At 62.4% G+C, this 19,724-nt stretch carries 22 protein-coding genes and 2 riboswitches; of the genes, 6 read left to right on the top strand and 16 right to left on the bottom strand.

Annotated elements, in window-relative coordinates; all coding sequences use genetic code 11:
- Positions 1–6: 6 nt before the first annotated feature.
- The 16 genes from RhoBH5_RS19905 to RhoBH5_RS32710 all read right to left on the bottom strand — a co-directional run bounded on the left by RhoBH5_RS19905 (position 7) and on the right by RhoBH5_RS32710 (position 15,149).
- On the bottom strand, positions 7–504 hold the full coding sequence (locus RhoBH5_RS19905; RefSeq protein WP_218960351.1) for a nucleoside deaminase: 498 nt from the start codon (positions 502–504) through the stop codon (positions 7–9).
- A gap of 28 nt (positions 505–532) precedes the next feature.
- Entirely contained in the window at positions 533–1,675 is a 1,143-nt protein-coding gene (locus RhoBH5_RS19900) for an LLM class flavin-dependent oxidoreductase (RefSeq protein WP_064074670.1), read from the bottom strand.
- Positions 1,672–2,496, bottom strand: a complete 825-nt coding sequence (locus RhoBH5_RS19895) for a DUF1684 domain-containing protein (protein ID WP_162114465.1) — start codon at positions 2,494–2,496, stop codon at positions 1,672–1,674. Before RhoBH5_RS19895 ends, RhoBH5_RS19900 begins: the two co-directional genes overlap by 4 nt.
- Entirely contained in the window at positions 2,493–3,863 is a 1,371-nt protein-coding gene (locus RhoBH5_RS19890) for an NtaA/DmoA family FMN-dependent monooxygenase (protein ID WP_058038522.1), read from the bottom strand. The genes RhoBH5_RS19895 and RhoBH5_RS19890 overlap by 4 nt, the downstream gene beginning before the upstream one ends.
- A 24-nt stretch (positions 3,864–3,887) precedes the next feature.
- Positions 3,888–5,006: an LLM class flavin-dependent oxidoreductase gene (locus RhoBH5_RS19885; protein WP_209448439.1), complete on the bottom strand. Its 1,119-nt coding sequence runs from the start codon at positions 5,004–5,006 to the stop codon at positions 3,888–3,890.
- A complete protein-coding gene (locus tag RhoBH5_RS19880) occupies positions 4,993–6,615 on the bottom strand; it encodes a dipeptide ABC transporter ATP-binding protein (RefSeq protein ID WP_270008708.1) in 1,623 nt (540 codons plus the stop codon). The genes RhoBH5_RS19885 and RhoBH5_RS19880 overlap by 14 nt, the downstream gene beginning before the upstream one ends.
- Entirely contained in the window at positions 6,612–7,502 is an 891-nt protein-coding gene (locus RhoBH5_RS19875) for an ABC transporter permease (protein ID WP_042925872.1), read from the bottom strand. Before RhoBH5_RS19875 ends, RhoBH5_RS19880 begins: the two co-directional genes overlap by 4 nt.
- Positions 7,495–8,493: an ABC transporter permease gene (locus tag RhoBH5_RS19870; protein WP_003944382.1), complete on the bottom strand. Its 999-nt coding sequence runs from the start codon at positions 8,491–8,493 to the stop codon at positions 7,495–7,497. Before RhoBH5_RS19870 ends, RhoBH5_RS19875 begins: the two co-directional genes overlap by 8 nt.
- 2 nt (positions 8,494–8,495) lie before the next feature.
- A complete protein-coding gene (locus RhoBH5_RS19865) occupies positions 8,496–10,133 on the bottom strand; it encodes an ABC transporter substrate-binding protein (RefSeq protein ID WP_003944291.1) in 1,638 nt (545 codons plus the stop codon).
- Between the two features lie 136 nt (positions 10,134–10,269).
- Positions 10,270–10,359, bottom strand: a complete 90-nt coding sequence (locus tag RhoBH5_RS32595) for a putative leader peptide (RefSeq protein WP_310504006.1) — start codon at positions 10,357–10,359, stop codon at positions 10,270–10,272.
- Between the two features lie 8 nt (positions 10,360–10,367).
- Positions 10,368–10,462, bottom strand: a riboswitch (SAM riboswitch).
- 17 nt (positions 10,463–10,479) lie between these two features.
- The gene (locus RhoBH5_RS19860; protein ID WP_039972708.1) at positions 10,480–11,070 is read right to left on the bottom strand and encodes a GNAT family N-acetyltransferase; all 591 of its coding nucleotides are present in this window, start codon (positions 11,068–11,070) and stop codon (positions 10,480–10,482) included.
- Between the two features lie 8 nt (positions 11,071–11,078).
- Entirely contained in the window at positions 11,079–12,188 is a 1,110-nt protein-coding gene (locus RhoBH5_RS19855; protein ID WP_007726834.1) for an FAD-dependent oxidoreductase, read from the bottom strand.
- A 10-nt stretch (positions 12,189–12,198) separates the two neighbouring features.
- The gene (locus RhoBH5_RS19850) at positions 12,199–13,170 is read right to left on the bottom strand and encodes an ABC transporter substrate-binding protein (protein WP_058228026.1); all 972 of its coding nucleotides are present in this window, start codon (positions 13,168–13,170) and stop codon (positions 12,199–12,201) included.
- 34 nt (positions 13,171–13,204) lie between these two features.
- Positions 13,205–13,990, bottom strand: coding sequence for an amino acid ABC transporter ATP-binding protein (locus RhoBH5_RS19845; protein ID WP_020968833.1), 786 nt, complete (start codon positions 13,988–13,990; stop codon positions 13,205–13,207).
- Positions 13,987–14,961: an amino acid ABC transporter permease gene (locus RhoBH5_RS19840; protein WP_003944440.1), complete on the bottom strand. Its 975-nt coding sequence runs from the start codon at positions 14,959–14,961 to the stop codon at positions 13,987–13,989. Before RhoBH5_RS19840 ends, RhoBH5_RS19845 begins: the two co-directional genes overlap by 4 nt.
- 110 nt (positions 14,962–15,071) lie before the next feature.
- Positions 15,072–15,149: a putative leader peptide gene (locus RhoBH5_RS32710; RefSeq protein WP_350318888.1), complete on the bottom strand. Its 78-nt coding sequence runs from the start codon at positions 15,147–15,149 to the stop codon at positions 15,072–15,074.
- Positions 15,150–15,156: 7 nt separating this feature from the next.
- A riboswitch (SAM riboswitch) is annotated at positions 15,157–15,251 on the bottom strand.
- Positions 15,252–15,450: 199 nt separating this feature from the next.
- Here RhoBH5_RS32710 and RhoBH5_RS19835 point away from each other — a divergent pair.
- The 6 genes from RhoBH5_RS19835 (at position 15,451) to RhoBH5_RS19810 (ending at position 19,720) form a co-directional block, all read left to right on the top strand.
- Entirely contained in the window at positions 15,451–16,218 is a 768-nt protein-coding gene (locus RhoBH5_RS19835) for a sulfite exporter TauE/SafE family protein (protein WP_234552041.1), read from the top strand.
- A 37-nt stretch (positions 16,219–16,255) separates the two neighbouring features.
- A complete protein-coding gene (locus tag RhoBH5_RS19830) occupies positions 16,256–17,071 on the top strand; it encodes an HAD-IIA family hydrolase (protein WP_003944345.1) in 816 nt (271 codons plus the stop codon).
- A gap of 290 nt (positions 17,072–17,361) precedes the next feature.
- Complete coding sequence (locus RhoBH5_RS19825) at positions 17,362–17,919, top strand: alternate-type signal peptide domain-containing protein (protein WP_047269467.1); 558 nt, start codon at positions 17,362–17,364, stop codon at positions 17,917–17,919.
- A 4-nt stretch (positions 17,920–17,923) separates the two neighbouring features.
- Positions 17,924–18,493, top strand: a complete 570-nt coding sequence (locus RhoBH5_RS19820; RefSeq protein ID WP_212633982.1) for a hypothetical protein — start codon at positions 17,924–17,926, stop codon at positions 18,491–18,493.
- A complete protein-coding gene (locus RhoBH5_RS19815; RefSeq protein WP_064443277.1) occupies positions 18,490–19,134 on the top strand; it encodes a signal peptidase I in 645 nt (214 codons plus the stop codon). The genes RhoBH5_RS19820 and RhoBH5_RS19815 overlap by 4 nt, the downstream gene beginning before the upstream one ends.
- The gene (locus RhoBH5_RS19810; RefSeq protein WP_082920554.1) at positions 19,118–19,720 is read left to right on the top strand and encodes a SipW-dependent-type signal peptide-containing protein; all 603 of its coding nucleotides are present in this window, start codon (positions 19,118–19,120) and stop codon (positions 19,718–19,720) included. Before RhoBH5_RS19815 ends, RhoBH5_RS19810 begins: the two co-directional genes overlap by 17 nt.
- Positions 19,721–19,724 lie beyond the last annotated feature (4 nt).

The following is a 19,724-nucleotide window of genomic DNA, read 5'->3' as shown; positions in this document are numbered from 1 at the left end:
ATGGCGTCAGGTGAGACTGCGCGCCCAGTCCCGCATCCCGGCGGGGCCAGTGCCGGTGGCGTATTCAGCGAACAGATTTCGCGCTTCGTCACGGCGGATGCCGCCGAGGACTTCACGCGGCTTACGGAAAAACGGAAGTTCCACAGGCGGCCCCCACAGCTGCACGAGTTCCGCCGCACCGTCGTTCGGGGATTCGAGAGCGAACCACACCCGGGTCACACCGAGCGTGATCGCGGCACCCATACACATGAGACATGGTTCGAGATTGACCGCCAATGTCAATTCACCGGACGCTCGAGTGAATCCGAGAGTCTCGTCGGCCTGCAAGAGCGCTTGAAGGTCCGCATGGACTACCCGTCGGCCGAGTGCCCGTTCTTGCGTATACGCCCGCCCGAGCACACGGTCGTCGTCGAACACGACTGCGCCGATCGGCATCTCCCCGAGCTCCATGCCCTCACGCGCTACGTCAAGAGCAACCGCAAGGGCATCTCGAGGTGAAAACATCACTCGACACTAATGGACCAAGGCAAACTCACGCTGCCAGTAGTGCGGGTAGTCCCCATTCCTTGGCAAGCAGCTCGTACGAGCGCAGACGATCCTCGTGCCGATGGGTCACCCCGGTGATCACCAATTCGTCCGCTCCGGTGAGCTTCTGCAAACTGTCGAGCCTGTCGGCGACGGTAGACGGTGAACCGACGAACTGCGTGATCAGCCGATCCTCCACCACTGCTTTGTCGGCGTCGGAAAGTGGGAGCGCTGTGGCCGGATCGGGGTACGGGATGGCGCCGTGTCCGCTGCGAATGCTGTGCGTCCAGTGCGCGAAGGTCGACGCCAACTCCCTCGCCGTCGCATCGTCTTCCGCAGCAACAACATCCGCGGAGACGACGACATACGGCTCCGACAGAACTGCCGACGGTCGGAATGCTGCACGGTATGCCTCGACGGCATCGAGCGTACTCGAGGGCGCCACATGGTAATTCGCACCGAACGGCACTCCGAGTCGTCCGGCGAGCTCGGCACTGGGGCCCGCACTGCTTCCGAACACCCACAGTTCGACGTCGGCATTCTCGCCGGGACTGGCGTGCAATTCGATGCCGTCGCGGGTTCTGTAGGTACCGTTCAGGAGCGAGCGTATGTCGTCGACCTGCTGCTCGAAATCGGGCGCCTGCGCGCCCGGAAACGCCAATGCCTCGAACGACGCCTGCAATCTCGGTGACGTGAGAAGACCGGTTGGATCGAAGGGCGCCGGGATCACGACGCCGTCGCGTACGACGTTCTCTCGCTTCGATTCTGCCGGCGCAGGCGTTCCGGCAGCGACCGCGCGAAGTGCCTCCACCCGACGCTGTCCGCTGCGCCCGATGCCGAGATCGATACGACCCGGATACAACGCTTCGACGGTACCGAAGGCCTCGACCACCTGAGCCGCCGTGTTGTTGCCCAGCAGCACGGCGGCCGAGCCGACGCGAATGGTGTTGGTGGCGGCCGCGATCAGCCCGACAAGCACTGCTGGCGACGAAGACGCAACACCGACGAAGTGGTGTTCGGCGACCCAGTAACGCTTGTATCCCCACGCTTCGGCAGAACGAGCGAGGTCCAGCGAGTTCCGCAAAGCCTGGCGGGCCGTTCCGCCCTCACTGATCGGCGAGAGGTCGAGTACGGACAGCGGCGCGCTCACCTCGGTCCGCTTTCGGAGCGGGTGTCCGGTGTCTTCTCGCCGGCTTCCACCGCGAACGCCAGGCGGTTCTCGGCGGGGGCCACCGGGCACGTCGCGTAATCGGTGAACGCGCAGGGAAGATTCGACGCCCGATTGAAATCGAGGACTACCGCGCCACCGGGTTCAGGTGCGCTCACGTGCAGCGAGCGTGCGGCCGGGTAGGTGGACACACCACTGGTCGCGTCGGTGAACAGGATGTGAAAGCCGTTGTCCTTGCCCGCGAACGCAATCAGCGTATACGTTGCACCGTCGTGTTCGAAGCTGATGGTTCCTCGGGCGTCGTGATGATGCTCGAGGCGCTCGACGACCGCGCCCGTCGTCACCGTGCGAGCCTCCTCGAAAGCTGTGAAGACACCCTCGATGCGCCACTGCGGGTTCGGCTCGAAGGTCGGGATACCACTGAACTGCGCCAAAGCCGGGGCCGACGAATCGTGGATCCGCAGAGCCACCTCGCCGGTGCGGCGGATGACCTCGACCAACCGCGCGCCCTGCTTGACGATCAGTCCCGGCGCCCCCTCGATCGGATTCAGAGTGGCCGAACCGTCCACTGCGACGCCGTCGATCGACAAGTCGTCTGCGGGCGTCGCGGTGACGACAACGGCATTCGCGTCGGCGCGCCATGCACCGGGCAGGTCGGCGAAGGTGGAATCGGTGTCCACCAGCCAATGCAACGCAGTCAGGCTCAGCCAGCCGAGGGGTTCGCCGAAGGTGGCGTCGCGCGAGGCGTGCCAGGCATTCCAATCGCCGGTGAAGGTGCTGGTGGAAGTGTCGGTAACGGTCATGATGCGCGGACTCCTTCAGCCTGCTCGTGCGGGTGGCGCAGCCCGAGATGGCTGCGCAGGGTGGTTCCTGAGTACTCGGTCCGGAAACTGCCGCGGTCCTGAAGTTCCGGTACGACGGTGTCGATGAATTCGTCGAGGCCCGCGGGGGTGATGTGGGGAACGAGGATGAATCCGTCGCTCGCGTCGCCCTGGACGTAGCTGTCGATCTCGGCAGCAACTTCGGCGGCGCTACCCACGAACTGTTGGCGGGCAGTCACTTCGATGATGAGTTCACGGATGCTGAGGTTTTCGGCCTCGGCCTTGGCACGCCACTGATCTGCGACCGCTCGTGGATCCTTGACGTGGCGGACGCGTCCACGGGTGATGTTGACGTCGTCCGACGGATCTTCCTTCGGCAACGGGCCGTCGGCATCGTACTGCGAAAGGTCTCTGCCCCAGACCTGTTCGAGAAAAGCGATGGCAGTCTGGGGTCCGACCTGCTGCCGCCGGATGTGATATGCCTTCTCCTGTGCGTCCGCGGCGTTGTCACCGAGGACGAAGGTGGCGGCGGGGAGAATCTTGAGGTCTGCGTGCGTGCGTCCGTACTTGGCCAGGCGTCCCTTCACGTCGGCGTAGAACGCCTTGCCTGCTTCGAGCGTTCCGTGCCCGGTGAAGATCGCGTCCGCCTTGGCGGCGCCGAACTCGCGTCCTTCGTCGGAATCACCTGCCTGCAACAGAACTGGGTGCCCTTGGGGACTCCGAGGAACTTCGAAGCGTCCGGTGATATCGAACTGCTTACCGGCGTGGTGGAACTGACCGACCTGCTGGTCGGTGGCAAAAACGCCGCGCTCACGGTCGACGATCGGACGATCGATGCTCCAACTGTCCCACAGCGTCCGTACTGCGTCGACCAACTCGTTTGCGCGTGCGTACCGCTCGGAATGCTCCAGATAGCCACCGCGGCGGAAGTTCTCGCCGGTGAAGGCGTCCGAGGAGGTGACCAGGTTCCAGGCGGCGCGGCCGTCGGAGAGATGATCGAGCGTCGAGAACTGCTTGGCCAACTCGTACGGCTCGTTGAACGTGGTGTTGATCGTCCCGGCCAGGCCGAGATGCGTTGTCACACCGGCAACCGCGTTGAGAATACTGAACGTATCCGGGCGGCCGACCACGTCGAGGTCGTGAATCTTGCCCTGATGCTCGCGCAGGCGCAACCCTTCTGCGAGGAAGAAGAAGTCGAACAATCCGCGTTCGGCACTGCGGGCGAGATGCTCGAACGAGCTGAACTCGATCTGGCTCTTGGACGCCGGATCGGTCCACACCGTGGTGTTGTTCACGCCGGGGAAGTGAGCACCCAGGTGAACTTGCTTGCGAATCCTGTTCTGTGTCATCGGTGTTCCTGTTCTTTGCTCGCGCTACGCGAACTGATTGACGGGCAACTCGAAACCCAACCGCTCGCGCAGCGTCGGGCCGGTAGTCGGTCGCGGATTGAGAGTCGGCACCACGTCCGCCGCGATCTTCTCCACTGCGGCAGCCAAAGCCAAGGGACGCAGGACAACACCGTCGACCCCGGCCAGCCCACCGATCTCGCGAAGGAGGACAGTCAGGCCGGCACTGTCACCGCGATAGAACAGCGAGTGCGGGGCGTACGGCGCTCCCGCCCATTCCTCGAGTTCCGCCAGAGCGTCGTCGGCGGCTCCGCGATCAGCGCCGAGAAGCACGTCGACGTCGAGGAGAACCCTGACGCTGCGCCCGAGGGCGGCGGCACTCGCGTGGACCAGCTTGGCCGTAGTTTTGGCCTCGGCGAGATCGGTTGCCGAGATCCGAATCAGATCTCCGCGCGCAACCGCGAGTTCGCGAGCCTCCGGCCTGCTCGCGTCGACGGCGATCAGCGGCTGCCCCTGCGGGGAGCGCGGCGTGATGGACGGGCCCTTGACGGAAAAGTTCTTTCCCTCGAAGTCGATGTAGTGCAGCTTGTCCCGATCGATGAATCGTCCGCTCGCAGCGTCACGTATCTCGGCGTCGTCCTCCCAGCTGTCCCACAGCCGACTGACCACCTCGACAGCCTCGGACGCTTCCTCCCACGCAGACTCAGGACCCTGCACTGTCTTTCGGCCGAACAACGCCGCCTGCTCGGCGGTGTCGGACACCGCGACCTGCCAACCGGCCCGCCCAGCAGACGAGTAGTCGATACTCGCGACGGCCTTGGAAATGTGGAACGGCTCGGTGTGCGTGACTGTCGCAGTGGGGATCAGACCGATGCGCGAGGTCACGGCACTCAGCCGCGCCGCAGTTGCCACCGCCTCCAATCTCCCGCGCACTGCGTGCCGGCCTTCGGATTGCAGTCCGAACGAGTCAGGGAGGAACGCCAGATCCACCCCACCCCGATCCGCGGTGGTCACCAGGTCCACCCAGTACGACGGTGTGAACAGATCTTCGGCGCGTGAGTCCTCGCGTCGCCAGGAGTACGGATGAGCTCCGGTGCCCTCGAATTCGAGACCGACCAGGAATGCTCCGGAACTACGCTCGGACATGTTCGGCCTTTCGTGTCGAATGATCCCGCCCGGGGATCGCGTCGAGAAGTGTGCGTGTGTACTCGTTTCGGGGATTGTCGAAAATCTCGGTGGTAGTGCCGATTTCGAGCAATCGCCCGGCCTGCATGACGCCGACGACGTCGCTGATCTGGCGAACAACCGCCAGATCGTGGGAAATGAAGAGATAGGTCAAGCCCAGTTCTCGCTGCAACTCGTCGAGTAGCGCCAGAATCTGCGCTTGCACCGAGACATCGAGAGCGGAGACGGGCTCGTCGAGAACGAGCAGGTCCGGCTTCAACGCGAGCGCACGAGCGATCGCCACCCGTTGACGCTGGCCGCCCGAGAGTTCGGCCGGTTTGCGGCTCAGGAACTGCTCGGGAAGTGCAACCTGATCGAGCAACTCTGCCGCACGAGTCTGCTGCTGGCTGCGTCCACCAACCTTGAAGGCCCGCAGCGGCTCCGCAACGATGTCCTGGACGGACAATTTCGGGTCGAGTGATGCATAGGGGTTCTGATACACGAGCTGGACCCTTCGGCGCAGCTCACGCAGGTCGCTGCCCTTGACCTTCGTGATGTCCTGGCCGTCGAAGGTGATGGTGCCTGTGTCCGCCTGCTCCAATCGCACGGCAATGCGTGCGGTGGTCGACTTGCCGGAGCCCGACTCCCCCACCAACGACACCGTCTGACCCCTCGGAACAGTCAGCGACACTTCGTTCACCGCGGTGATCGAACTCCCGCGTCCGACGTTGAAGTGCTTGGTGATTCCCGTCAGGGTCAGCAGCGGGCTGGTGTCCTGGCGGACCGGGCGAACGACTGGTCCCGAGGACAGGCTCGGCGCAGAGCTCAGAAGTTTCTTCGTGTACTCGTCTCGCGGGTTGTCCAGAATATCCGCGGTGCGGCCGGATTCGACGATCCTGCCGCCCTGCATCACCAGGATCCGGTCCGCGCGGTCTGCGGCCACACCCAGGTCGTGCGTGATCAGGAGCACGGCGGCACCGGATTCGGCGATTCGCTCGTCCAAGTGGTCGAGGATGCGTCGTTGAACCGTGACGTCGAGAGCACTGGTCGGCTCGTCGGCGATGACGAGGGCCGGGTTCGCGACAAGCGCGATACCGATCAGAACTCGTTGCCGCATACCGCCGGAGAGCTCGTGTGGGTACTGGCGTGCTCGGATTTCCGGCCGGTCGATACCCGCACGCTCGAGCACCTCGACGGCGTCCAACCGGGCTTTGCGGCGGTCTGCGAGGCCATGGATCCGCAGGACTTCTGCAACCTGGTCGCCGATCCGGGTCACCGGGTTGAGCGAGGTCGTCGGATCCTGCGGCACCAAACCGATACGCGCGCCGCGGATTCGCTGCCACGCACGGTCGGAATACGAGTCGATCTGTTCACCCTCGAACTCGACGGTCCCGCCGGTGACGTGGCCACTGCCGGCGAGCAGACCCAATATCGCGTGGGCCGTGGTCGACTTACCGGAACCCGATTCCCCGACCACCGCAACTACTTCGCCCCGACCGACGGTGAAGCTCACGCCGGATACCGCGGGCTCGGCGCCGTAGGCGATCTGTAAGTCGGTGACGGAAAGCAACTGTTCCTCGGCCGTGCTCATCGCCGGTTGTTCCTTTCGATCTCGTGGCCGATACGGTGTGCCGAGATGACCACGGCGACAATCGCGAGACCGGGAAGTGTGGTCATCCACCAGGCATTGGCGAGGAAATTACGTCCCTCGGATACCAGCGATCCCCATTCCGGGGTAGGCGGAACGGCGCCGAATCCCAAGAAGCTCAGAGCCGACACCGCCAGTACTGCCTGCCCGAACTCGACAGCGGACAGCGCGACCACCGGCGCGTAGGAGTTGGGAAGCACGTGCCGACGCAGGACACCGAGCCACTGCACACCCGAACTGAACGCGGCCTCGACGTACTGAGCTCCGCGCACCCGCATCACTTCGGCACGCATCACTCGCGCGAAATTGGCGACCATACTGACGCCGACAGCAATGGCGACGTTGATGGTGCCGAAGCCGAGTGCGGTCACCAGTGCCAACGAGAGCAGCAGCGCCGGAATGGACAGCAGCACGTCGACGATGCGCATCAGCACGGCGTCGACGACGCCACCGACAAAGCCCGCGAGCAAACCGATTATCGATCCCGCCACCAATGCGATTCCGACCGCCACCAAGGTTGCGGTCAGGGACAGCGCGGCGCCGTGCACGAACCGTGTGTACAGGTCACGACCGAGATTGTCGGTTCCGAACCAGTGAGCCAGGCTCGGGCCCTGCAGTTTGTCCGCCGGGACACCGGACAACGGATCGCCGCTGGCAAAGAATCCGGGTGCGACGGCAAAGCCGATGGCAAGCAACACGATCAACACCGGAATCACCAAGCCGGGCTTTCGGATCCAGCCGATGGCCGTGGACTTTCGGCGCGAAACAACAGGTGCCTTCGCCTCGACGGTCGGATCGAGGAGTAGTGGTTCGATCAATGTGTCAGACATGAGCCGGCTCCAGATCGGTCGAGCTTTCGGTATTCGACTTTTCGGTGTGACTCTTCTTCGTCTGGATGATCCGTGGATCTATCAAGGGGTAGAAGAGGTCGACCGCGAGGTTGACGAGCACGAACACGAGAGAGGCGAACACAACGACTCCCTGCACCACCGGGATGTCCTGCGCCATCACCGACGTCTGTGTCAGACGGCCGACGCCCGCGCGAGAGAACACCGTTTCCACAACCACCGAGCCCGCCAGCAGCGTGCCGACCAGTACACCGGCGATGGTGAATGCCGGAATGCTCGCCAGTCGCAACGCATGACGGGTCTGCACGCGCCAGCGGCTGGCGCCCTTGGCATACGCAGTCTCCACGTGCGGCGAACGCAGCGTCGACTGCAGGCTGGTCGTGAGTACTTGCGCGATCACCGCGCCGGTCGGGATCGCCAAGGTGATCGCCGGAAGAATCACCGTTGCGAATCCCTTGTCTCCGAAAGCGGGGAAGATGTGCAGACGGAACGAGAACAGCTGCAGAAGAATCAGGCCAACCCAGAAGGTAGGCACCGCCACACCCAGCGGCGGCAGTGAGAACAACAGATTCGCGAGCCACCGCTTGCGGGTGTAGGTAGCGAAGAACGCGATCGCCACTCCGAACAACACGGCCAGAACCAAAGCGGTGGTTGCCAAGACCAGAGTGCTCGGCAGCGCCGAGAAGATGGCATCCGTCACCGACTGACCGGTGGAGATGGACGTACCGAAATCGCCGCGAAGAGCATTCGTCAGCGACGTCCAGTACTGCACCCACACCGACTGGTCCAAGCCGTACCGTGCCCGAAGCTGATCGAGCGCAGCCTGATCCACTGCAACACCCTGACCGGACGAGTCGGCAGCCATGCTGACGGGATCACTGGGCAGGAGGAACAGAATCACGAACGAGATGGTGAAGGCGGCCCACAGAACCACTGCGGCCTGGCCCAGTCGGGTGAGTACGTATCGAGTCATGATTACTTACCCGACAACCATGCGTCGTAGAACTGCAGGCGCGAGGAGGCTTCGAAGTTCAGGTCCTGCACACTCGATCCGGCGCCGATGGCCTGCGAGAGCTCGATGGTGGGGATGGAGAGTCCACGGTCGAGGATCAATTCCTGTGCGGTGGATACCAGTTCGCCGCGTTGGCCGTTGTCCGTGGCTGCAAGCTGGTCTGTGAGTACCTTGTCGAGCTCCGGATCTGCGCCGCGACGGTTCAGGTTGCGGCCTTCGGTGCTGAACGATGCCCGCAAGATGTCGGCGTCCGCGCGAGTGCTGTTGTAATACAGCGAATCGTAATCACCCGATACTCCCTTCTCGGTCCATTCACCGTTCGAGACCAAGTTGAGCTGCAGGTCGACGCCGACCTTCTTGAGCTGCTGCTGCACGAGCTCGAGGATGGCCTGGTTACCCGAGAACACCGGACTGAAGGTGACGCTGAAAGTGAGCTTCTGCCCGTCCTTCTCGCGGATACCGTCGCTGCCGGTCTTCCAACCAGCCGCGTCGAGGAGTTTCGCCGACTTGTCGGCGTCGTACGTCACGACACTGGATTCGTCGCTGTAGAGCGGAGTGGTGTGAGCCAGCGGGCTCGTGGCCGGGAAGAACGACGGATCCAGAACGGTGTCGACGAGTTCTTGGCGGTTGATCGCGGGAATGATGGCCTGACGAACAGCCTGATCAGCGAGAACGCCGCGACTGACGTTGGGCTGGAAGAAGAAGCTCACACCCGGGTTCGGCCTTGTGAGGATTCGTCCACCCGCGCCCTCGATTTGCGGCGCATCCTGCGGAAGCGCATCGCTGACCGCATCGAGCTGGCCGGAGGCCACGCTGCCCGCCCGCACACCGGATTCGGGAACCACCGTGAAGTCGACGCCGTCGAGGTACGCCTCGCCCTGATGCGCGACCGCATCCGACGCCCAGTTGTATCCCGCACGCTTGGCGATCTTGACGCTCTTGTCCTGCTGCCAGTCGGTGTACACGAACGGTCCGGAGGCGATCACCGCTGCACCGGGGCAGCGCTGCTCGGATGCCAGCGCGGTGGTGGAATCGGCGAGGATTCCGAGCTGTGGCGTCGAAGTTGCTTGCAGGAACTGAACATTGGGTCCGGAGAAATTGATCTTCGCCGTGTGAGCATCTACGACGTCGGTACCGGTGTACGAGGACAGGTAACTCTTCGCCAACGACGCGTTCGGTCCCAGGTTCTTGACCGAGTCGAAGGTCTTCTTCACCGAATCCGCCGTCACCGGTGTGCCGTCACTGAAGGTGGCGTCGTCGCGAAGGACGAACGTGAAGCTAGCGGCGTCGGGGCTGATCTCCCAGCTCTTGGCGAGCCACGGCGTGATCTCTCCGGTGTCGGGATTTTGATCGGTAAGCGAATCCACCACTGTCCGAGTGACATACACGGTCTGGTTACTGCCGGCCTGGGCCGGATCGGCGCACGTCGGCGCCTGCGACAGACCGTAGCGAAGGGTTCCGCCGGACTGGGCGGGGCCTGCGTCGGCAGCACTGTCACTCCCGCTGCTGCAGCCGGCGAGGACGGTGCCGAGAACCGAGACAGCACCGATACCGGCGATTACGGTCGCGCGTTTGCGGGCACCGAATGAGGGCGAAGACACCAAGAACTCCTAAAGAGGCATGCCGAAGAGCGCACCCGTCGCCTGAGACGAAAAGGCGATCGAGCACGAATCACTTGTGAGAGAAGAGAAAACAGACTTGTCGACGACTCGCCTGAGTGTGAATGACTGACCGAGGTCAGTTGGTACAGAAAGATCCCGCGGTGCGGCACAGGTCTACGTGACGACGCGACCAGGCGGTATCGAAACCGCCTTCGACTGCCTTCATTTCGTGTTCCTCCATCGGTCCTGGCGGTAGCACCCGCACCCGATCACTCGGGGGGTTGCTGCGACTTCAATGAGCCAGGTCTCTCGGTCGCTCTGGATGGTCGTTCGCAAGTCTACGAGGTTAAACCCGGGTGTTGTCAACCCGGTCGGTAGGAATTGCTGCTCGAGTCACATTTTCGAGGACCCGAAGTTGTTTCTCGAACGGGTGGATGCCCACCTCTTCGGGCGAGAGTGACGCGTCGTAAAGCGGTGTGTATCCACTGGACAGATACAGCGCGACGGCCTCGGGTTGCCGAGGGCCCGTTGTGAGAAACACCCGGTTGTATCCACGAAGTTCGATCTCTCGTTCCAACTCGCGAACGACGGCCTTGCCGAGGCCGCGCTTCCGATGGTCGACCGATGTCCAGATTCTCTTCAGTTCGGCAGTGGTGGAATCGAATTGACGAAACGCACCACCGGCGATCGGCAGACCGTCGTGGGTGAGCACCAGAAGCGCACCCTGCGGGTAGGCAAATTCTTCTGCCGGATACGTCGTGAGATCCTCGAGCATCGCTTCGTGAGTCCCGCCGTAACGCGAACTGTATTCGAGTGCCAACTCCGCGATCAGTGGAGCTGCCAAGGGATCGTCCTGCGATACCGAATAGACCTCTACCGCTCCGACACCCTCGAGCTGTCGAGTTCCGAGCTCCAGTGCCACAACACTTTCCTCCATGAATCTGGTCAACGCTCCCCCAGCCTGAAAACTTCCGGAGCGAGGGTGGTTCCGTCGACGAGGTCCGCCACAAGTTCACCCAGGGCCGGACCGAACTTGAACCCATGCCCCGAGAATCCCGCTGCCACCGTGACGGCGCCGACTCGGTCGATGACGAAGTTACTGTCCGGCGTGCTCGTGTACAGGCAGGTGAGCGACTCGACACGGGTGGTGTCGACACCGGGTAACCACGACTCGGCGTACTCCACCAATCGCTGCTCTCCGTCGACACCAGGGGTGTAGTCACGGGTCTGCGGAGTCACCACCGGCCCGGTCGCGTGTTCGCCGATCTTGATCCCGTCCTCGGAACCGAGCCCGTAGATCCCCGCGGTCTCCAATTCTGCGCCGGTGTGGTGAACGAAACTCGGCCACTCGACTCCGGGATCGAGCGGTGCGAAGTGTGCCGGTTGTTCCTGTGTCGTGCGCAATGTCGGCAGTACGATCTCGGAGCCGAGACCGCTGTCTGCGATCAGATCTGCAGTCCACGCACCGGCCGCGATCACGACCTGACGAGCTGCGAGCGTTCCACTGTCCGTCACCACGTCCACGCCGTAGGACGCCCGCGCGAGTGCCAACACCCGAACATCGTGACGGACCTCGGCGCCCGCAAACACCGCTCCTGCCTTCAGAGCGGTCACTGCGCGGTCCGCGTGCAACCGGCCTGCGTCGGGATGATGGAGCACCGTGGTGTCGAATCGCAGCCCCGGCCAACGGGCGGACGCCTCGGCAGGAGTGAGGATCTCACCCTTGATGCCCGCCTCGCGAAGTATCTTCGCCTTGGACTGCACTGCCTGCGGCAGGCCGTGATCGACGGCACCGGTGAGTTCCAGGAACCCGATGTCCGTCGTGGTCTCCAACTCCCGCCACAGCGGCAGCGCGCCGGCCGCCAAACCTGTGTACAGGTGATTGTCGTACGCCTGCCGATAGATGCGCGAAGTACCGTGCGACGCACCGTGCTTGTGCCCCGGCCCGAACTGTTCCAGCTGAACGACGCTACGTCCGCGTGCCGCGAGCCGCCAGGCGGCGGAGGACCCGACGAGTCCTCCGCCGATGACGATCACATCGAAAATCTCACTCATGGACGAGAGCTCACTTGGTCTTCGGAAGGCCGGGCGGGTTGATCAGGGACGTGTCGACGGCTTCGCTGGTGATGTTCCAGCGCTCGAGGATCTGCTGGTACGTGCCGTTCTCGATCGTGTGGTTGATCGCGTCGTTGATCGCCTTGATCAGGCCGTTGTCCTTCTTCACCAGCACCGCGATCTGCCCCTGCAGGGTGTCGCCGGCCCCGGAGAACTCACCGACAACCTCGGTCTCCCCCGACTGCTTGGCGTGGAACTGCGACGACGGGTTCGGGCCGAAGTAGGCGTCGATCCGGCCGGACTGCAGCGGGAGGTAGTAGTCGGTGGTGTTCTGGTAGTAGGCGATGTCGGTAGGCGCCAGGCCGGCCGCGACGTTCTGCTCACTCCACTTGACCAGCAGCGCTTCCTGATTGGTGCCCGAGGAGACGGCGATCTTCTTGCCCGCGACGTCCTTGGGTTCCTTGATGGAGATTCCGGCACCCTTCTTGGCTTCGAAGGCGAGGGTGTCGAGACGGTAGGTCGCGAAGTCGTACTTCTCCTTACGCTCCTCTGTGACAGTCACATTGGAGAGGAAGGCGTCGGCCTCACCGGAGTCGATCCGGACGAAGTTCTGTGCCCAATCTGCTGTCTGCAGGTCGACCTTCAAGCCGAGAACGTCACCGATCAGATAGGCGAAGTCGGTCTCGGAACCGATGAGGGTGGTGTCGTCGTCGGCGTAGAAACGGAGCGGCGGAGCGGAACCGGCACTACCGGTGACGCGCAGCGTGCCACGATCGCGGATGTCCTGAGGTAGCTCGGCGGCGATTGAATCCACCTTGTCGGTGGTGATGCGGTTCTGATCGGCCGTGAGGTTGTAACCCGCAGCAGCGGTGACCTGGGCGCCGTCGGACTCGGCGTCCGCGCTGCTGCATGCAGCGCTGAGCAATCCGACGGTGGCAAGCGCCGAGATCAGAAAAGTCGCGCGACGGGATGTGGAGAACATCAATTTTTCCTTCCGGGAATGAGTCTGGGTCGCGTCAGAGGACGCGGGAGAGAAAGGCTTTGGTCCGTTCGTGGACCGGATTGTCGATCACCTGCGAAGGCGGGCCCTGTTCGACGATGACGCCGCCGTCCATGAAGACCGCAGTGTCCGCCACTTCCCGAGCAAATCCGACCTCGTGTGTGACGATCACCAAGGTGGCGCCGTCACGGGCCAGCTGAGCCAGGACTTCGAGAACCTCGCCCACCAGTTCCGGGTCGAGCGCCGACGTCGGCTCGTCGAAGAGAATGACCGCCGGCCGCAGTGCCAGCGCTCGCGCTATCGCGACGCGCTGTTGCTGGCCACCGGAGAGTTGGCGGGGATACTCGTCCGCCTTGTCCCCCACTCCCACTCGCTCGAGCAGTGCGCGGGCCTCGCGGTACACCTCGTCACGATCACGCTTCTGGGCCGAGAGCGGCGCTTCCACCACGTTTTCCAACGCGGTCAGGTGCGGAAACAGGTTGAAGTTCTGGAACACGAATCCGATGTGCGAACGCTGTTTCAGGATCTCGCGGTCACGCAGTTCGTGGAGTCGATTTCCCTTGCGCCGGTATCCGATCAGCTCTCCGTCGATCCGTACGGTCCCGCGGTCGACTTTTTCGAGGTGATTGAGGGTTCGCAGCAAGGTGGACTTACCGGAACCCGACGGACCGAGAATGACGGTCACTTCGCCCTTGCGGACCAGGAGATCAACGCCGGCAAGTACTTCCAGCGTGCCGAAGGACTTGTGAATTCCGCGCGCTTCGACGGCATACACCGTCTCTTCGGCCAGTTCTGCGGTCATCGGGTCGCACCTCTCGGAATATCGAGACGCGCATCGCGAATCTCTTCGAACTTCTTGCGCGCCTTCTGTACCGGAGTCAACGGAAGAGCACGGGCGGATCCTCGTGCATAGTGGCGCTCCACGTAGTACTGACCGATCGAGAGCAACGTCGTGAGGATGATGTACCAGATCGTGGCGACCATCAGCAGGGGCACGACTCGTCCGTTGCGTCCGAAGATGACCTGCACCTGGTAGAACAGTTCGGCGATTGCCATGGTGGAGACGATCGACGTTCCCTTGAAGAGTCCGATGACCTCGTTGGCGGCGTTGGGGAGGATCGCCCGCATTGCCTGCGGGAGAACGATCTTGAAGAACTGGCGACTGCGCGGAATGCCGAGCGAGTGAGCAGCTTCGATCTGACCGTGATCCACCGAGATGATTCCGGAGCGAATGATCTCGGCCGAGTATGCAGCCTGGTGCAGCGCCAAACCGATGACTGCTGCGGTGAATCCGCCGATCACACCGCTGACCTGGAAGGTGAAGAACTCGGGACCGAAAGGTATTCCGAGAGAAAGCGTCTGGTACAGGTATGTGATGTTGAACCAGAAGAGCAGCTGCACGATGAGTGGAATCGAGCGGAAGGCCCAGATGTAGGTCCAGGCGATCACCTGCAGGACCGGATTCTTCGACAACCGACCGAGCGCCAGGAAGACACCGAGACCGAAACCGAGGATCGTCCCCCACAAGGTCAGTTTGATCGTCATCCACAACGCGGCGAGCACTGATTTCGCGGTGAAGTACTGCGCGAACGTCGGCCAGTCCCAGCCGGGGTTGACGACGAGTCCGTGGATGAACTGAGCAAGCAGGACCAGCACGACCGCACTGATCACCCAGCGCAGCGGGTGCCAGGTGCGAGCGACGACAAGCTCCGAGTCGGGTAGTTGCGACTCGGACACCGACTTTTCGGGGCGGACATCGGTGGGCGCGCTCACGGCGCGCTACCTGACGGAGTGGACATCACGAATAGACCTTTCGGGGAAATGGGAACGCAGCTGTGTCCTCGAGTTGGTGTGCTCGAGTTGCGAAGACGACGAGAGTTCGGTCAGCGACAGTGACACGAAGCGGTGCGGCACAGATCGATGTGACGTCGCTTGTGCGCAGCGTGCGAAGTGGTACCCATGTGATGCCTTCCATCGGTCCTGGCGGTAGCACCCGCTCCCGATCACTCGGGGGGTTGCTGCGACGTCGACGAGCCAGGTCTCTCGGTCGCTCTGGATGGTGAGCAAAGACTAGACGCGAAATGTCGAGTCGTCAAATGTTGTATTTCCCTGCACTGCAAGGGAAATGAAGGGTCCACGATGTTGAAATCGCATTGATTCCAACGGTGTCCGCAGCCGCGTTCGGCGTGTTGAATGGAGCGTTCGAATGAAGACCGGGACCGCCGTCCGGACTGACTTTTCCTCTGCCGTACCGTCTGCGGAGTGAGTGGACTCGACGCTTTCTTCATCTTGTTGGCCGGTATCGGCGCGGGCGCGATCAACGCCGTGGTCGGCAGTGGAACGCTGATCACGTTTCCCACCCTGGTCGCCTTCGGCATGCCGCCCGTGACCGCAACCATGTCCAACGCGGTCGGGCTCGTCGCCGGCGGAGTTTCGGGTACCTGGGGCTACCGACGTGAGCTGTCCGGACAGTGGGACCGACTGAAGTGGCAGATTCCGGCGTCACTCGCCGGGGCACTACTCGGTTCGTGGTTGCTCATGCATCTACCCGAGAAACTGTTCGAGACCATCGTTCCGGTGCTGCTGGTCCTCGCTCTCGTGCTCGTCCTCCTCCAACCACGCATCCAGGCGTGGGCCAAGAAGCGTTCCACCGAAGAAACGACGCTGTCCACCAAGAGGCTGATGCTCCTGACCGCCGGCACTTTTGCAGTCGGCATCTACGGCGGGTACTTCACTGCCGCGCAGGGCATCCTTCTCATCGGTGTGATGGGTGCCATCCTCCCGGAAACCCTCCAGCGCATGAACGGCGCGAAGAACCTGCTGTCGCTGCTCGTCAACATCGTTGCAGCAGGGATGTACATCACTCTGGCATTCGATCAGATCAATTGGGCAGCAGCCGGTTTGATCGCCGTCGGCTCACTCGGTGGTGGCGTCCTCGGCGCCCGCTACGGACGGCGCCTGTCCCCCACTGCATTGCGCTACACGATTGTCGTCGTCGGCCTGATCGGACTGTGGCGCCTTCTCGCTTGACCGCCCACATCGGGCGCCACCCGCACATACTGGAGTAATGACCAGTACAGAAGATCAGACCGGTTGGACCTACCTCATGGACATGGACGGGGTTCTCGTCCACGAGGAGCACTTGATACCTGGAGCGGACACGTTCCTGGCAGAGCTGGCGTCGAACGACATCCCGTACATGGTGCTCACCAACAACTCCATCCGCACCCCGCGTGACCTGCGAGCACGCCTGCTCAATTCGGGACTCGACATCCCGGAGAAGTCGATCTGGACGTCAGCGCTCGCAACCGCGACGTTCCTGGCCAACCAGCGGCCAGGCGGCAGCGCCTACGTGGTCGGCGAATCGGGCCTGACCACTGCCCTGCACGACATCGGTTACGTGCTGACGGACAGCGACCCCGACTACGTCGTACTCGGCGAGACGCGAACGTACTCCTTCGAGGCAATCACCACCGCCATTCGCCTGGTCGAGCGTGGATCACGGTTCATCGCCACCAACCCGGACGCCACTGGACCGTCGCGAGACGGCTCGCTGCCGGCCACCGGCTCTGTCGCGGCACTCATCACCAAGGCAACCGGACGCGATCCCTACTACGTCGGCAAGCCCAACGCCTTGATGATGCGCTCAGCCCTGCGGTCCATCGGCGCTCATTCCGCCAATACGTTGATGATCGGCGACCGCATGGACACCGACATCGTCTGTGGCCTCGAAGCCGGACTGCAGACGATTCTGGTGATGACCGGGATCTCGACCCGCGCGTCGGTAGAGCTCTATCCCTACCGCCCGACCATCGTCCTCGAGTCGGTCGCCGATCTTGTGGGAACAACAACCGATCCATTTCGTAGCAACACAAACAATTGATTCAAATTGCAAAACAAAACCGAAACTCGGTAATTAACTGGTAAAAAACAGCAGATTTGCCAGGTTCCGACTCGTCCGCTTTGTCCAACTGAACAAACCAACGGTTTTATTCGCACCAAACTTACAAACGAGTAGTTAGACGCAGGTCAAAGATCATTTCGACACCGAGTGACAGTTGGACTCCAGTCGTAAAATTGATTTTTCGAAAAGTGGTAACGAATCGTTTGCCGTGTCTGATACTCATGTCTGAATGGCCCCATTTCGGGTCCCAGACATGAAATGAGATTTTCATGAAGAAGCAGACCAAGGGTGCGATCGCTGCTGCGGCGGCCGGTGCCCTCCTCCTCGGCGGTGCCGGCTCGCTCGCAGTCTGGAGCGATTCGGCCGACGTCAGTGGCGGCGGGCCCGTCACGTCCGGCGCCCTCGACCTGAGCTCTTGCGCACCGGTCGGTGGCGGGTGGAACTCCCTCAACCCGACGAAGACCGCGATCACCAACATCTCGGCTTACCGAATAGTCACCACCGAGAGCATCGAATACACCTGCGACGTCACTGTGACCGCAGTGGGCGATCGTCTCGCGGCTGTTCTGACCGCTGATACGGCCGGAATCGTTCCGGGTGCGAACAGCGCCGAGCTTGCCGCTGCTGTCGTGCCCGTGACGACAATCAAGGACACTGGCGGCAACCCGATTTCGCAGATCACCAAAGCCCAGAACGGAACGATCGTCCACGTCGGAGTCCGGCTGAACTTCAACGAGGTGGCCAATCAGGTCGCGCAGAACCAGTCGCTGAACTTGTCGGCGATGAAGTTGGTCGTCACTCAGACAGCACTGACACCGGCCCCGTAATTTCATGAGGAAAAAGGTCTGGGGAGCGATCGCAGTCGCGGTGGCTGCTGTAGCGGTGTTCGCATCGTCGCAGCAGTCGCTCGCGCTGTGGTCCGATTCGGCGAGCGCGAATGGCGGTACGGCAACAGCCGCCAGCGTCAACCTCACGGTTGGTACAACTGCCGGAACCAGTGCGGCGTACACCCTGGCGAACTTGACGACGGCCGCGACGCCCGTTGTCCCGGGAAACACGGTGCAAGCACCGCTCACCGTCAAGAATTCGGGGGCTGATCCTCTGCGGTGGCGAATGCAGTCGACGACCACGCCACTTCCGGGATTCACGTTGACCACGTACGGCGTCGACAACGAAGGCGCCTGCCCGACCGGCGTGAACACGGCAGCTCCTGCGGTTCCATCCCTGCTGTCAGCACCGATGACCGCGTCGCTGCAGCACCCGGTTTCACCGGCGTACATGCCGGATCCGCTCGTGCCTGGCGGCACCTACGTCTTGTGTCTGCGGCTCGCGGTGGACTCTGGTGCGGTCTCCGGTCAAACGAACAAGGCCACCTTCACGTTCCAGGCAGGTCCGGTATGACAAAACACTCGACCAAACGCGGTGAACGTACCGGCCCTCTGTGGTGGGTCACCTCGATTGTCAGCTGGACACTGCTGCTGGCAATTTCGGCAGTCATCGTCGCAACCATTGTCGTTCCCTTCTTTGCCGGAGCACAGCGCTTCACGATTCTGACCGGTTCGATGCGCCCGACGTACAACCCTGGATCACTGGTAGTCGTCAAACCTGTCGATCCGTCCGAACTGGGGATCGGTACACCTATTACGTACCAACTGGAATCCGGTCAGCCGACCGTCGTCACGCACCGAATCATTGCAACCAGCGAAAACCAGAAGGGTGAAAGAACTTTCATCACCCAGGGTGACGCAAACGGTGAGCCTGACGAGAAAGAAGTACGGCCAGTACAGATCCGGGGAAAGGTCTGGTACAGCCTGCCTTATCTCGGTTACGTGAACACCTGGCTGACGGGAGAGCAGCGCACCGTGATCGTGGTGATCGTAGTGACCGCTCTACTGCTGTACGCGTCGTACATGATGATCAGCGGCATCCGTGACGGCCGGAAGGAGCGAGCTCGAGCCCGATTGGCTCCTGACCCTGCACCTTTCGCGCCCGCAGACTCCGCCCAGATCGAGAAAGGCCAGAACGATGCCCTCGCGCCCTGACCGTCCGGCTCACCGGATTCGTCACCTGTTGACCAGCACGCGCTTTCGCGCGCTGCTCGCTTTGGGGATGGTACTGGGTGTCGGCGGTGTCACTACACTCGCGGCCTGGACGTCTTCCGCCACGGCAACCTCGGGCAACATCACGACCGGGTCCATCAATCTGCAGTTGAACAGCATTGCCCAGCCCATTCTGACCAGGTCTCTGAATTTCAGTGAGCTTGGCAAGTCCGGAATGATTCCCGGCGATTCGAATACCGCTCTGATCAAGGTCAACAACCTGGGCACCGGGACAACTGTCCCGCTGAAGTACACGATCACGTCTACGAGTAGTGGTGCGTTGACGACCTCTCTACGAATGACGGTTTCCTCCAACGGAACTGTTGCCAACAAGTGCACTGACGGCGCCAACGTCGTGTCCTCGCTCGCGCTGACACTCACCGCGAATCAAGCCATCGGTAGCCCCGACCGCCCACTGGCGGTCGGGGCTACCGAGAATTTATGTGTCTCGGTACAGCTTCCGACAACACCGACACCGCCGACGAACAGCACGTCGAACATCGTCCTGACCTTCACGGCAAAGGTGTGATGGC

The sequence above is a fragment of the Rhodococcus sp. BH5 genome (genome assembly GCF_027583855.1).
Lineage (GTDB): Bacteria > Actinomycetota > Actinomycetes > Mycobacteriales > Mycobacteriaceae > Rhodococcus_F > Rhodococcus_F qingshengii.
Note: the sequence above shows the minus strand (reverse complement) of the source record. Positions and strands in the feature narration are given on the sequence as shown.

Excerpts from the sequence above, each read along its gene's own strand:
- RhoBH5_RS19905 (WP_218960351.1), bottom strand. The coding sequence starts at position 504 with ATGTTTTCACCTCGAGATGCCCTTGCGGTTGCTCTTGACGTAGCGCGT.
- RhoBH5_RS19895 (WP_162114465.1), bottom strand. The coding sequence starts at position 2,496 with ATGACCGTTACCGACACTTCCACCAGCACCTTCACCGGCGATTGGAAT.
- RhoBH5_RS19890 (WP_058038522.1), bottom strand. The coding sequence starts at position 3,863 with ATGACACAGAACAGGATTCGCAAGCAAGTTCACCTGGGTGCTCACTTC.
- RhoBH5_RS19885 (WP_209448439.1), bottom strand. The coding sequence starts at position 5,006 with ATGTCCGAGCGTAGTTCCGGAGCATTCCTGGTCGGTCTCGAATTCGAG.
- RhoBH5_RS19880 (WP_270008708.1), bottom strand. The coding sequence starts at position 6,615 with ATGAGCACGGCCGAGGAACAGTTGCTTTCCGTCACCGACTTACAGATC.
- RhoBH5_RS19875 (WP_042925872.1), bottom strand. The coding sequence starts at position 7,502 with ATGTCTGACACATTGATCGAACCACTACTCCTCGATCCGACCGTCGAG.
- RhoBH5_RS19870 (WP_003944382.1), bottom strand. The coding sequence starts at position 8,493 with ATGACTCGATACGTACTCACCCGACTGGGCCAGGCCGCAGTGGTTCTG.
- RhoBH5_RS32595 (WP_310504006.1), bottom strand. The coding sequence starts at position 10,359 with ATGAAGGCAGTCGAAGGCGGTTTCGATACCGCCTGGTCGCGTCGTCAC.
- RhoBH5_RS19860 (WP_039972708.1), bottom strand. The coding sequence starts at position 11,070 with ATGGAGGAAAGTGTTGTGGCACTGGAGCTCGGAACTCGACAGCTCGAG.
- RhoBH5_RS19855 (WP_007726834.1), bottom strand. The coding sequence starts at position 12,188 with ATGAGTGAGATTTTCGATGTGATCGTCATCGGCGGAGGACTCGTCGGG.
- RhoBH5_RS19850 (WP_058228026.1), bottom strand. The coding sequence starts at position 13,170 with ATGTTCTCCACATCCCGTCGCGCGACTTTTCTGATCTCGGCGCTTGCC.
- RhoBH5_RS19845 (WP_020968833.1), bottom strand. The coding sequence starts at position 13,990 with ATGACCGCAGAACTGGCCGAAGAGACGGTGTATGCCGTCGAAGCGCGC.
- RhoBH5_RS32710 (WP_350318888.1), bottom strand. The coding sequence starts at position 15,149 with ATGGGTACCACTTCGCACGCTGCGCACAAGCGACGTCACATCGATCTG.
- RhoBH5_RS19830 (WP_003944345.1), top strand. The coding sequence starts at position 16,256 with ATGACCAGTACAGAAGATCAGACCGGTTGGACCTACCTCATGGACATG.
- RhoBH5_RS19825 (WP_047269467.1), top strand. The coding sequence starts at position 17,362 with ATGAAGAAGCAGACCAAGGGTGCGATCGCTGCTGCGGCGGCCGGTGCC.
- RhoBH5_RS19820 (WP_212633982.1), top strand. The coding sequence starts at position 17,924 with ATGAGGAAAAAGGTCTGGGGAGCGATCGCAGTCGCGGTGGCTGCTGTA.
- RhoBH5_RS19815 (WP_064443277.1), top strand. The coding sequence starts at position 18,490 with ATGACAAAACACTCGACCAAACGCGGTGAACGTACCGGCCCTCTGTGG.
- RhoBH5_RS19810 (WP_082920554.1), top strand. The coding sequence starts at position 19,118 with ATGCCCTCGCGCCCTGACCGTCCGGCTCACCGGATTCGTCACCTGTTG.